This is a genomic window from Vibrio sp. AK197 (assembly GCF_053903115.1).
Genome location: NZ_CP096430.1, coordinates 1508838 through 1522010 on the forward strand (window position 1 = coordinate 1508838; position 13173 = coordinate 1522010).

The following is a 13173-nucleotide window of genomic DNA, read 5'->3' on the forward strand; positions in this document are numbered from 1 at the left end:
TACCGCAATAGAAGAGCTTAACAGAGTATAGGCATGAAAATAGCCATGAGTTCAAGCGGACTTATTGATTATATTGATGATTTAACAGTTCTGTGACTTGTTAACCTAAGTCGGGAAGCAATAGTCATCATTCACGTGCGTTTAATGGGGACATAATCAGTGATGTCATTTGACTAAAGTCGAATAGCCCAACGATGTCCTCAGCCCCTTATCCTAATACTGCTCTTCCTTTCATCACTAAATCAAAAACCTAGGTAAATCAGCCTGCCATGTCGGCTAAGACATTAGTCTTAATTGTCGACAATGTTCTTTTATATTGCCATTTTGTTGGTTATTTTTGGGGTGTTATCTATTTATTGTCGACAAATTTTTGAGGCGTTACGAATGAACTCTGTTACATCCATAGACATGACAGCCAAGGAGCTAACGAAGTCGGCTAACCTAACCGAATACCTGATTGAGAGTATTGTTAGTGGTAGTGTTCCTAGTGGCGCTAAGATCTCTGAACCTGAATTAGCTAAGCGCTTGCAGGTGAGTCGAGGGCCACTACGGGAAGCGATAATGCGTGTTGAGGGGCTAGGGCTGATTGAACGCATTCCTCATGTCGGCGCTCGGGTCACCACGTTGACGCTAACTAAGCTTGTTGAACTGTACGCAGTGCGTGAAGCGCTCGAGGGGATGGCGGCCCGTCTAGCTGCTCGCCATATTCGCCCCAAGGAACTGCAAGCACTAAAAACGGTGTTGGCGGCGCACTCTGAACATATTGAGCAAGTTGAAGGGGCTTCCTATTTTCATCAACAAGGTGACTTTGACTTCCACTATCAAATTATCAAAGCCAGCCGTAATCAGCAATTGACCACATTGTTGTGTGATGAGCTTTACCACTTACTTCGCATGTATCGCTTCCAATCCCCCCGTTCTCACTCTAGGCCAACAGAGGCGCTGCAGGAGCATAAATTTATCCTGCAGGCGATTGAACAGGGCGATGAAGAGTTAGCTGAGCTGCTAATGAGACGTCACATTTCTCGCAGTAGAGATTTAATAGAGCAGCAAATTCGGCTGGACGAACACAGCACATAACCACGATTTCATTTGAATTCATTCACAGGAGAGTCACGATGAGCATTTCACCAGGGCGTCATTTTCGACAAGCGTTAGAGCGGAATAAACCGCTGCAAATCGTCGGTACGATTAATCCGTATTGCGCGCTGATGGCCAAGCAAATAGGGCATCAAGCGATTTATCTATCTGGCGGCGGCATCGCTAACGCGTCGTACGGGTTACCAGATTTAGGCATCACCACATTGAACGATGTGCTGGTTGATGTAGAGCGTATCACCAATGCAAGTGATTTACCCCTGCTTGTCGATATTGATACGGGATTTGGCGGCGCGTTTAATATCGCGCGAACCATTAAAGCGATGGAGAAAGCGGGAGCCGCAGCGGTGCACATGGAAGACCAGGTGGCACAAAAGCGTTGTGGACACCGGCCGAATAAGGCGATTGTTTCGACTCAGGAAATGGTTGACCGCGTTAAATCAGCGGTAGATGCCCGTTGTGATGAACAATTTGTCATCATGGCAAGAACCGATGCGCTGGCTGTAGAAGGTATGGACAGTGCGATCGAGCGCGCTATTGCTTATGTTGAATCTGGCGCTGATATGATTTTTCCTGAAGCCATGACCGAGCTCAATCAATATCTTCAGTTTTCCAATGCATTGCAGCAAGCAACAGGTAAAAAAGTTCCGATACTTGCCAATATTACGGAGTTTGGTCAGACCCCTCTATATAGCTGTGACCAACTCGCTGAGGTCAGCGTTGACATGGTTCTATACCCATTGAGTGCATTTCGTGCCATGAACCAAGCCGCTGAACGCGTGTATCGACACTTGCTGGCAGAAGGAAATCAGAGCGCGCTACTTGAGCAAATGCAAACACGCAGTGAGCTTTATGATTATCTGAATTACCACGACTACGAGCAAAAATTAGACAGACTATTTTCCGAGTGAGGCGCGGTTACTACACCCATATCTACATCAACCTAATCCAATAACGTGAAACCGGGCTGATTGACTAAAAATTGCTCCAAAGAGAGCTATGCAATCGGTCTGAAAAGGAGTTCAACATGCCACAAAAAGAGTTAGGCGGCGCAGGGCTGCGCGGTCAAAGTGCGGGCACAACATCGTTGTGTACTGTTGGTAAAACAGGGACGGGCTTAACCTACCGAGGTTATGACATCAGCGACCTTGCCAATCATGCCCAATTTGAAGAAGTGGCTCATTTACTGTTGGTCGGACATTTACCCAACCAACAAGAGCTTGACCAGTATAAGACGAAATTAATTGCCTTGCGTGGTTTGCCTCAAGCGCTCAAGACGGCATTAGAACTGATTCCAGCCGATGCTCACCCAATGGATGTGATGCGCACTGGCTGTTCAATGCTTGGTAACCTTGAGCAAGAGCAAGACTTTAGCCAGCAACTCGCGGCGACTGAACGTATGCTTGCCACCTTTCCTGCCATCATTTGCTATTGGTATCGTTTCAGTCATCACGGTGTGCGCATTGACACCGACGATCAGAGTGAAGATTCAATCGGTGGCTACTTTCTAAAAATGTTAACGGGCAAAACGCCAAGCGAACTGCATAAGCAAGTCATGCATTGTTCATTGATTCTTTATGCTGAGCATGAATTCAATGCATCAACGTTCGCCGCTCGGGTCTGCGCATCTACGTTATCGGATATCCATTCATGTGTTACCGCCGCGATAGGCACATTACGTGGGCCGCTACATGGCGGTGCTAATGAAGCGGCGATGGCGATGATAAAAGATTGGCGAACGCCGGAAGAAGCCGAGCAGCGAATCCTCGAGATGCTCAAAAATAAAGAAAAAATCATGGGATTTGGCCATGCGATTTACCGTGAAAGTGACCCGCGTAACGCACTGATCAAGCAGTGGTCTCAAGCCTTGTCGTTTGGCGCGCAAGATGACCATCTTTATGCTGTTTCCGAGCGAGTTGAAGCGGTGATGAAGCGTGAAAAAGACTTATTCTGTAACGCAGATTTTTTCCATGCTTCCGCCTATCACTTTATGGATATTCCAACGCCTTTGTTTACCCCAATTTTTGTGATGAGCCGATTGACCGGTTGGGCTGCTCACGTGTTTGAACAGCGTGAGAACAATCGAATCATTCGCCCGAGCGCCGATTATCAAGGTCCAGAGCATCAAGCATGGCTACCGATTGAACAGCGTTAATCAAAGAAGATTAAAACTTTAAGACAAGGAAAGAACATGAGCCACAATGTAGAACTGAATGAACGCCCTCAACCAGATGAGTTATTAGTTAAGATTGCGAATTACGTCAATGAAACTGAGATTACATCAAGCGAAGCCTATGACACCGCACGTAACTGTTTAATGGACACATTAGGCTGCGGGCTACTTGCGCTGCGCTTTCCCGAGTGCACCAAACACATGGGGCCTCTGGTGCCAGGAACGTCGGTACAACATGGCGCACGCGTGCCAGGCACTTCCCATGAACTTGACCCAGTCACTGCCGCATTTAACATCGGGTGCATGATACGTTGGCTGGACTTTAACGACACGTGGTTGGCCGCAGAATGGGGGCACCCCTCTGACAACTTAGGGGGGATATTGGCGACCGCTGATTACCTAAGTCGAGTTGCAGCGGCGCAAGGAAAGCCGCCGTTAACCATGAAAGATGTGTTAACCGCGATGATCAAAGCGCATGAAATCCAAGGCGTTTTGGCGCTAGAAAACAGCTATAACCGAGTAGGTCTTGACCATGTACTGTTGGTCAGAGTGGCTTCAACGGCGGTAGTGACGAAAATGCTAGGAGGCTCGCTAGAACAGATTATTAATGCCGTGTCTCATGCTTGGGTGGATGGTTGCTCACTAAGGACCTACCGTCATGCACCAAACGCAGGTTCGCGTAAATCTTGGGCCGCCGGTGATGCAACTTCACGAGCGGTTAGGCTGGCTTTAATCGCGATGAAAGGTGAAATGGGTATTCCAACGGTACTCAGTGCGCCTAAATGGGGCTATTACGATGTGCTGTTTAACGGTGACTCTTTCAAGGTCAACCAGCCGTTCGCCAGTTATGTAATGGAAAATGTGTTATTTAAAATCTCATTCCCGGCTGAGTTTCATTCACAAACCGCCGTTGAATGTGCAGTTACCCTTCACGACCAAGTTAAACATCGCTTAGATGATATCGAGCGCATTGAAGTGACGACCCACGAGTCGGCGATTCGCATCATTTCCAAGCAAGGCGAGTTGGCCAATCCAGCCGACCGTGACCACTGCTTACAGTACATGATTGCTGTGCCGCTCATTTATGGTGATTTAATTGCCGAGCATTATGAAGATGCGTTTCACCGTTCTGATGATCGAATTGATGCGCTGCGCAACAAAATGGTCATTATTGAAGATAAGCGTTATACCCAAGAATACTTGGAGGCAGACAAACGTTCGATAGCCAATGCGATTCAAATTTTTTATCGCGATGGGTCTCATAGTGACAAAGTCGAAGTCGAATACCCGATTGGTCATCGCCGTCGCCGAGAAGAGGGCATTCCTGTTCTTGAGAATAAATTTGTCCGCAATTTACAAACGCGTTTTCCTCAAGGTCGCTGTGAGCAGATTTTTGCTTTGTGTAAAGACCAAAAACAGCTAGAGCAAACGCCTGTTCATGAATTTATGAATCTTTTGGTGATCAACTAGCGACCATGCATGGAGCGCAGCGCGATTTGCGGCGCTCCTTGAATGAAGGAGGAACCTCTATGTCGGCTTACGAGAATGAGTATCGCATGGCGCAATCGTCGCCAGAACAGTATTGGTTGGAACAAGCCAAGCAAATTGATTGGTTTAGCGCTCCGACGCAAGGCATTTGCCTTGATGAAAATGGTATCGAACGCTGGTTTCCTGATGGTGAAATGAACACGGCTTGGCTGGCCCTTGACTATCATTGTCAACAAGGACGGGGAGCGTATCAAGCGCTGATATACGACTCTCCGGTAACGGGTCAAAAGCATGTTTACACGTACCAGCAATTAAAAGATGAAGTAGCCCTCGTCGCGGGTATGTTGACGGATTTAGGCGTTGAAAAGGGTGATCGTGTTGTCATCTATATGCCGATGGTTCCTCAGGCGGTAATGGCTATGTTGGCCTGTGCAAGGATAGGTGCCATTCACTCTGTGGTCTTTGGCGGTTTTGCCCCCAATGAGCTTTCGGTTCGCATCGAGGATGCCGAACCGAAATTATTATTGACGGCGTCTTGCGGTATAGAAATTAATAAAGTGTTGCCTTATAAACCGCTGGTCGACAAAGCCGTGATGGACAGTCGCTGGAAACCAGAGCAAGTGGTGGTATTTCAGCGACCTCAATGCCCCGCTGAACTCGACCAACCGCGTGATGTCGATTGGCAGCAGTTGGTGGCGAAAGCATCCCCGCAAGATTGTGTGCCACTCAACGCTACCGACCCGCTATACATTCTTTATACATCGGGCACTACAGGCAAACCTAAGGGCGTCGTGCGTGATAATGGTGGCCATGCCGTTGCGATGAAGTATTCGATGTCGACTATCTACAATATGCCTCAAAATGGCGTATTTTGGGCAGCGTCAGATGTAGGATGGGTGGTTGGGCATTCCTATATCGTGTATGCGCCATTAATTCATGGTTGTACATCCATATTATTTGAAGGGAAACCCGTGAAAACGCCGGATCCGGGCGCTTTTTGGCGTGTGTGTGAGGAATACAAAGTGAACGTCTTGTTTTCTGCGCCTACCGCTTTTCGTGCGATAAAAAAAGAAGACCCACAAGGATTATGCTTGGATGTGTACGATCTTAGTGCGCTCGAAACGATTTTTATGGCGGGTGAACGTCTCGATCCACCGACACTTGAATGGGTACAATCGAATACTCACAAACCGGTCATTGATCACTGGTGGCAGACTGAAACAGGTTGGGCGATTTCTGCCAACCCAATCGGACTTGAGACGTTACTGGTTAAAGCGGGTTCCTCGACCAAACCCGTACCGGGGTACCAGGTTGAAATTTTAACCGAAGCAGGAGAAGTTGCTGCGCCTAACCAGCAAGGATTTGTTGCGATAAAGCGCCCGCTACCGCCAAGTTGTTTACCAACCGTGTGGCGTAATCATGATCGCTTCCAAAGTGGATACCTTAGCCAGTTCCCGGGTTATTATGTCTCAGGCGATGGCGGTTATTTGGACCAAGACGGGTACTTATTCATCATGGGCCGAATTGACGATGTCATAAACGTCGCGGGTCACCGGCTATCAACCGGAGAAATGGAAGAAGTGGTTGGCGCGCACCCTGCTGTTGCGGAATGCGCGGTGATTGGTATCCATGATGAACTCAAAGGTCAACTGCCGTTAGGATTGGTGGTGCTCAAAGATGGCGTTGATGTGGAAGCGTTGCAGCTTGAAGGGGAATTGGTCGGTAAGGTTAGGGAAGAAATCGGTGCTGTTGCATGCTTCAAACATGCACTGGTGGTTGACAGGTTACCTAAAACACGCTCAGGAAAAATCCTGCGGCGAGTGATTCGTCAAATTGCCGATGGCGAAGAATATGTCGTTCCCTCGACCATTGATGACCCTAGTAGCTTATCGGAAATTGAAAAAGCACTGCATTCATCCTAACTAATGAATGAAGTTGTAAGAAAAGCCTCAGAATGTGAGGCTTTTTTTATGCAAGTTATATAGAATATCAGTTTATTATATTGGAATTAATAACCATGCCGACTCTCGGTGTTTCTTCTGCTCAAACTGCCGATCTTGAACAGCTCAACGACCTCATGTTTTCGTTGCATGACGAGCATCATCAGCAGTGCCCAGACCACTTTAAAACTGCAGAAGAAATCGAACAGGAAAAAAGCATTAGTCGCTATATTGATGATCCCGAATGTCTCATTTTTGTGGTTAAGCAACAGCGTAAAATACTCGGTTTTGTGACTGGGCATTTTTGTGAGCTGATCTCTACGGTCAGTAAACCCGTCACTATGGGGAGCATTGATGAGCTTTATGTCCTGCCAGAGTATCGTCATCAAGGTGTGGCGAGGTTGTTAATGGCCACAATTGAACAACGTCTAGCGGAATATGGCGCCAAGCAGATTTTTGTCGAAGTGTGGCAATTTAATCAAACTGCGGTCAACTTGTACCAAAAATTGGGTTTTGAGCATCATATTCATTGGTTAAGAAAACCTGTTGAATAAACATTAAATAACTAGAGCAAAAATTAAGAATGCGCGTATTTTTTTCCTGTCTGCTGTTTTTATTGGGAATATTGTCTATTGCGTTGCCTTCATATGCTGATGAGGCTTCGATTACCTCACAGCCTGAAGGGGCGTTATGTATCGTTCGAGCCGATGAAAAAATTGTATTAATTCATGAGTCTCTTACCGACAAAATGTCACTGCCTGGGGGGACAATTTCGGCCGACGAAACACCGGAAGTGACAGCACAACGAGAAACTTGGGAAGAGACTGGTCTCGTAGTGAAAGTAAAACAGTTGTTGGGGCAAACAGAGCAAGCCTATTTCTATGAGTGCGCGTCTGAATCGGATGTCATTGCTTACGAGCTCAACAACATTCTTGATGGTCATGAAATACCTGTCTGGTTTGCACCCCATTATGGTGTCGAAGTGTCCTCTGCGATGCTGATTGAGCCTTCCTCGCTGGATTCAGGGCTCTATCGCTACCCGAAACAGTGGGATACCGTGAAAGCCTTGTTTAACCAAGCAGAAGGTCAGAATGTGACCTATGTGGGTAACTTAATCGCTGCCGCTCCCGTTATTAACCAAGTTGAACTGAATTGGATCCTTGGATTTCAACATGCAATAAAATCACTACCGGATGGCATGGGTTGGCTGTGGGACAGTGCGGTGCTAATGCTTAACCAACTGACTAATCCACTGCTATTTCTTTTGATATTTCCATTACTCTACTGGCAATTTGGTCTTCATTTTGCCTACCGAGTCTTTTATTTGGTCGCTATCACGTCACTATTGTGTTTTGTCGCACGGCAGACGTTCGCTCTGCCAAGGCCGCATGTCTATATTCCGGCTATCGAACTTTCTCATAGTGATGGTTTCAGCATGCCAAGTCTTGCATTAGCGTTATGGTGCAGTGTGGGAATTTTGGTACTGAACGCGTTTGAGCGTTTTTCTCTGAACCGCTATTTCGGGGCTTTTATCTTCTTGCTCATCGCGATCATGACAGCCAAGTTTTATAGCGGCGCTGCGTTTATCGTTGATATGTTGGTGGGAAGTATATTCGGCATTTTGACGGCGTGGCATATCATTCGATTGGAAGATAAACCGGGCTTTGATCTTGAAAAGTTGATTTGCTCGCGTACTTCTTGGGCTCTGCTCGCCGCGGTTGCGGCTGTTCTGGCACTTATCTTTCAAATGCCATCATTTACGGTGTTATTGGCAACGTTGTTGACCGCATGCGGCATCATTTGGACAGGTAAAGAGAGTGGGGATTTCATCAGTTTCCGGGAAATGGTGTTTATGGTGCTGCTATTGGTCTTGGTGAATGAAATTATTTCGTTCTCCGCGACGTTGGTATCGTCTAGCAGTCTGCTGTCTCTGGTTGCTGAAATATTACGATTCCCCTTATTACTGTTGGTATTTAATATCAGCGCGCTACGCAGTCATAAAAGCGAACCGTTGTAACCCGCAAAAAGCCCCAAAGTTGGGGCTTTTTCGTAGCACAGCGGTTAAGCTGGGTTAAGAATATAGTTTTCAATGACTTTTGCGACCCCGTCATCGTCGTTGCTATCAGTAATTAGGTCAGCAATCTTTTTCGTTTCTTCCATCGCATTCGCCATGGCAACCCCAAGCCCTGCGTATTCCAGCATATGATGATCATTTTCAGCATCGCCCATACAAATGACTTCAGATGCTTCGATGCCAAGTCGTTTAGCAATCGCTTCAATACCCGCACCTTTATTGCTCACTGGGTTTAGGAACTCAAGAAAGAAAGGGGCACTTTGCAAAATGGTAAATTCGTCGTAAAACGCTTGCGGTATTTTGGTTATCCCCGCAGTGAGCGCATCGGGTTCACCAATGATCATGGCTTTAATTATGGGGTGGTCATCGCTGAGTGTATCGAAATCGACAATACTGTAAGACATGTTATTGATGTGCGCTTCATGCTCGGTATAACGGCTGGCTCTCGGTGCGATTAACCCCAGTTCTTCACTGAAGGCGTGACAATCGAGGCCCAGTTGCTCTGCAAGTTTTGCGACACGCTTAGTGGCGGCACCATCGATGATACCACGATGAACGACTTTGTTATCATCGAGCTCACGGATGATTGAGCCATTAAAGCACGCCACAAACTCATTTTTTCCACGGATTTCGAGTTCATCGAGTTTTTCGACGATGCCCTCTAATGGTCTTCCAGAGGCAAGTACGACAGTGACACCTTTGGCGCGTGCATCGGCAATCGCTTTTTTGGTTCGTGGTGAAATAGACTTGTCTGTGGTCAGCAACGTGCCATCCATATCCAGCGCAATTAGTTTGTACATCTCTTACCTTAATTTTGACTATAAAAGAGCAGATTAGATTAGCAGAGATATTTTATCAATTGATGAATAGGTTGATATTATTTCGTCTCTCCATTAAGGTCACGTTCCTGAAATTTTGAGAAGACCAATTTGGCTAAGCTGACGTTGTATAAAGTTAACGAAATGTTTGAGACAATCCAAGGTGAGGGGACGTTTACCGGCGTTCCTTCGGTGTTTGTACGTTTGCAAGTGTGCCCTGTGGGATGCGCATGGTGTGATACCAAACAGACTTGGACTGCCGAGCCAGAAGATGAGCGTAGTTTTGAACAGATCATCGTGAAAACGCAAGACTCGCCAACATGGTGCTCAAGCAGTGCCGAGCAAATTGTTGAGCAATACCAGAAACAGGGCTATACGGCTCGGCACATCGTTATTACTGGCGGTGAGCCATGTATTTATGACTTAAGACCATTAACTGCTGCATTTGAAGCCATTGGCTGTCAGTGCCAAATTGAAACCAGCGGTACCAACAATGTGCTGGCGTCCGAGCAGACCTGGGTGACAGTGTCACCCAAAGTGGCGATGAAGGGTAAGCTCCCAGTCCTCAACAACGCGCTACGACGAGCCAATGAGATCAAACATCCGGTGGCGACCTTAAAAGATATTGATCAACTGGATGCGTTATTGTTGAACGCGAATATTCCTACCAGTACGATTATCGCACTGCAACCCATTAGCCAGAAGCCGAGAGCGACTCAACTGTGCATCGACACCTGTATTGAGCGTAACTGGCGTTTATCGATTCAAACTCACAAATATCTCAGCATCGCTTAGTAAGGAAGACAAATGAAAAAAGCCGTTGTGGTGTTTAGCGGCGGGCAGGACTCAACCACCTGTCTTGTTCAAGCACTTAAAGATTATGATGAAGTCCACGCGATTACCTTTGATTATGGACAGCGTCACAAGCTGGAAATTGAAGTCGCTCAGAAACTGGCAAGCGATCTCGGCGTGAAAGCGCACAAGGTAATGGATGTAGGGCTGCTGAATGAGTTAGCGATCAGCTCACTAACACGTGACGATATTCCGGTCTCCCATGAGCTTCAAGACAATGGTCTTCCGAATTCTTTTGTTCCTGGACGTAACATCTTATTTTTGACGTTGGCGGGGATTTACGCCTATCAAATTGGAGCGCAAACGGTGATTACTGGTGTCTGTGAAACCGATTTTTCAGGCTACCCAGATTGCCGAAATGACTTTGTTAAAGCGATGAATAATGCGTTAGTTCAAGGTATGGACCGTGATTTAGAGATCAAAACACCACTAATGTGGCTAAACAAAGCGGAAACCTGGGCGTTAGCTGACCAATATCAAGCACTGGACTTGGTAAGAGAGCAAACTTTAACGTGTTATAACGGTATTATTGGCGATGGATGTGGTGATTGTCCATCATGTGAACTGCGTAAAGCGGGGCTGGATGAATATCTCAATAATCGTCAAGCTGTGACACAGGCACTTCTTAGTAAGTAGGGTTGTGGTAACTAACACGAATAAAAAGGGGGCTCACACAGTGTGTGAGCCCCCTTTTTTAACCAAGATTAGTCAAGGTACATTTTTGCTAATTCTGAAGGCTCAAGCTCTTTGCCTTGCAGTTCATTATTCCAGTTGGTACCAATCAACACCCCATCTTCATCCAGGGTGATTAACCAATCTTCTGCAAAAATATCGAGAGGAATTTCCACGACTTCAAAATCTGCCCACTCTTCCACATTGTGTAAGGTCGCTTCCTCTTTTGACGACCAAAATGGCATGACTTCGCTATTTTCAAACTCTACAGAGTCGCAGCATAGCCAACCTTCCTCGTTGCGCATTCCCCAAACCAAATTGGTTTCTTTGGTTTCTTTAATAAATAACTCAAGGTTTGCTTGAAGATCGGCAGTTAATTTACTCATCAAAATGATCTCTTTTGTATTAATTAATTAGATTATCACCCTATAAGACTTTACACGCAAAACCTTTTAGATAAAAACCTTCAGGGTAGGCGCTGTCGGTTGGATGATCCGCCGCTTGCTCGAAGCGTTCAATAAATTTCACGCTGCGCTGAGCATCGACTGCCGCATCGGCAATGATTTTTTGAAACAAGACTTGGTCCATTAGCCCAGAGCAAGAGTAAGTCAGCAGCGTCCCCCCGGGCTTAAGGATTTGCATCGCAAGCATATTAATGTCTTTGTAGCCTCGACATGCCCCGTTGAGCTGATTTTTAGATTCAGCGAACTTAGGCGGATCCATAATGACAACGTCAAACTTGGTTCCCTGATCGCGGTATTCCCGCAGCAGTTTAAAGACATCTGCGTTTAAGAATACGGCACGCTTTTTCGCGATATCAAATTCATTTAATTGAGCGTTGTATTTGGCAGTGTCTAACGCTGGCTGAGATACGTCCGCGTTAATCACGCGTTTTGCGCCGCCTTTAAGTGCATATAAACCAAAGCCACCCGTGTACGAAAAGCAGTTGAGGACTTCTTTTTGGTTAACGTATTTCATTGACTGCAGGCGGCTATCGCGTTGATCGAGATAGAACCCGGTTTTGTGTCCGCCAACGATATCAACACTGATTTTTACGTCATTTTCTTCAATGACAACTGAAGAGGGAGGCATTTCACCATGAAGAACGCCCACACGCTCTTCAAGACCTTCTTTTTTACGAACCGCAACGTCAGAGCGCTCGTAGATATGGCAATCAGGAAATTGAGACTGTAGCGCTTGGACCAACACCTCTTTCTGATACTCAGCACCTGCACTCAATAATTGGCAGACAAGGAAATTTTGATACTTGTCGATAGTGATACCGGGTAAGCCATCAGATTCGGCAGCAACGAGACGGAAACCAGTGAGTCCGTCACGGGCAATGATATCCTGACGAAGCAATAAGGCTTGAGCGAGACGTTTTTCAAAGAACGTTTGATCAATCGTTTCTTGTTCAAAACTCCAAACACGAGCTCGAATCTGTGAATGGGGAGAATAGGCGGCTTTTGCTAACCATTGACCATTGTGAGCGAACACATCAATCGTTTCACCGAGTTGGGGATCACCTTCAGTACGTTGAATACCGCGAGAGAAAATCCAAGGGTGTTTTCGACGTAAAGACTTTTCACGTCCTTTGACTAAATAAATTGCAGGCGTCATGGCATTGTTTGGTCGATTTTAAAGGAGACGTATTGTCGAGTAATGACTTAGGAAAAGCAAATAAATTAGCGGTGAGTCCTTTAAACTCGAGGCACTTTATCGATATGCTACTGTCTGACTACATAAGAGATTATTGATCACGATAAAGGAGCGAGATATGGATTTGAAAAGTGAAAAGTTCCTCGTTAAAGGGATGGTTCAAGGCGTTGGATTTCGCTACCAAACTTGTCATCAAGGTCTAAAGTTTGGTTTAACGGGTTACGCGAGAAATCTCAATAACGGCGATGTTGAGGTTGTGGTCAGTGGCGATAAACCGGATGTCGAAAAATTTGCTGAATGGTTAAAAGAGGGGCCAAGAACTGCCTGGGTAGAGCAGGTTAGCCGAGAGTCTCTTGAGCCGACCTCTTTTCAAGGATTTGAAATTCGTTGATGAATGGT

The 13173-nt window shown here is 46.3% G+C and carries 13 protein-coding genes; 10 read left to right on the forward strand and 3 right to left on the reverse strand.

Going from position 1 to position 13173, the window contains the following annotated elements:
* Positions 1 to 384: 384 nt before the first annotated feature.
* The 7 genes from M1D72_RS14250 (at position 385) to M1D72_RS14280 (ending at position 8716) form a co-directional block, all read left to right on the forward strand.
* The gene (locus M1D72_RS14250; protein ID WP_456297337.1) at positions 385 to 1080 is read left to right on the forward strand and encodes a GntR family transcriptional regulator; all 696 of its coding nucleotides are present in this window, start codon (positions 385 to 387) and stop codon (positions 1078 to 1080) included.
* A gap of 38 nt (positions 1081 to 1118) precedes the next feature.
* Positions 1119 to 2009 (forward strand): methylisocitrate lyase, encoded by an 891-nt coding sequence (gene prpB / locus M1D72_RS14255; protein WP_456297338.1) that lies wholly within the window; start codon positions 1119 to 1121, stop codon positions 2007 to 2009.
* 116 nt (positions 2010 to 2125) lie between these two features.
* Positions 2126 to 3253, forward strand: a complete 1128-nt coding sequence (gene prpC / locus M1D72_RS14260) for a bifunctional 2-methylcitrate synthase/citrate synthase (protein WP_456297339.1) — start codon at positions 2126 to 2128, stop codon at positions 3251 to 3253.
* Positions 3254 to 3289: 36 nt separating this feature from the next.
* The gene (locus M1D72_RS14265; RefSeq protein WP_456297340.1) at positions 3290 to 4741 is read left to right on the forward strand and encodes a bifunctional 2-methylcitrate dehydratase/aconitate hydratase; all 1452 of its coding nucleotides are present in this window, start codon (positions 3290 to 3292) and stop codon (positions 4739 to 4741) included.
* Positions 4742 to 4800: 59 nt separating this feature from the next.
* Positions 4801 to 6681, forward strand: a complete 1881-nt coding sequence (locus M1D72_RS14270; protein WP_456297341.1) for a propionyl-CoA synthetase — start codon at positions 4801 to 4803, stop codon at positions 6679 to 6681.
* Between the two features lie 95 nt (positions 6682 to 6776).
* The gene (locus M1D72_RS14275; protein WP_390190009.1) at positions 6777 to 7253 is read left to right on the forward strand and encodes a GNAT family N-acetyltransferase; all 477 of its coding nucleotides are present in this window, start codon (positions 6777 to 6779) and stop codon (positions 7251 to 7253) included.
* Between the two features lie 29 nt (positions 7254 to 7282).
* Positions 7283 to 8716 carry a bifunctional NUDIX hydrolase/phosphatase PAP2 family protein gene (locus tag M1D72_RS14280; protein WP_456297342.1) on the forward strand — a complete coding sequence of 478 codons (1434 nt, stop codon included), beginning with the start codon at positions 7283 to 7285 and terminating at the stop codon, positions 8714 to 8716.
* A 44-nt stretch (positions 8717 to 8760) separates the two neighbouring features.
* Here the strand turns inward: M1D72_RS14280 and M1D72_RS14285 are convergent, their stop codons facing one another.
* On the reverse strand, positions 8761 to 9573 hold the full coding sequence (locus tag M1D72_RS14285; protein WP_456297343.1) for a Cof-type HAD-IIB family hydrolase: 813 nt from the start codon (positions 9571 to 9573) through the stop codon (positions 8761 to 8763).
* A 162-nt stretch (positions 9574 to 9735) separates the two neighbouring features.
* Here M1D72_RS14285 and queE point away from each other — a divergent pair, with 162 nt between their 5' ends.
* The gene (gene queE, locus M1D72_RS14290) at positions 9736 to 10386 is read left to right on the forward strand and encodes a 7-carboxy-7-deazaguanine synthase QueE (protein ID WP_456297344.1); all 651 of its coding nucleotides are present in this window, start codon (positions 9736 to 9738) and stop codon (positions 10384 to 10386) included.
* A 12-nt stretch (positions 10387 to 10398) separates the two neighbouring features.
* Positions 10399 to 11079, forward strand: coding sequence for a 7-cyano-7-deazaguanine synthase QueC (gene queC / locus M1D72_RS14295; RefSeq protein ID WP_456297345.1), 681 nt, complete (start codon positions 10399 to 10401; stop codon positions 11077 to 11079).
* 68 nt (positions 11080 to 11147) lie between these two features.
* Here the strand turns inward: queC and M1D72_RS14300 are convergent, their stop codons facing one another.
* Complete coding sequence (locus tag M1D72_RS14300) at positions 11148 to 11501, reverse strand: DUF2750 domain-containing protein (RefSeq protein ID WP_456297346.1); 354 nt, start codon at positions 11499 to 11501, stop codon at positions 11148 to 11150.
* Positions 11502 to 11541: 40 nt separating this feature from the next.
* Complete coding sequence (locus tag M1D72_RS14305; RefSeq protein ID WP_456297347.1) at positions 11542 to 12735, reverse strand: class I SAM-dependent methyltransferase; 1194 nt, start codon at positions 12733 to 12735, stop codon at positions 11542 to 11544.
* A gap of 157 nt (positions 12736 to 12892) precedes the next feature.
* On the opposite strand from M1D72_RS14305, the gene yccX reads away from it, so the two are divergent.
* Entirely contained in the window at positions 12893 to 13165 is a 273-nt protein-coding gene (gene yccX, locus M1D72_RS14310; protein WP_390189997.1) for an acylphosphatase, read from the forward strand.
* Positions 13166 to 13173: the final 8 nt, after the last annotated feature.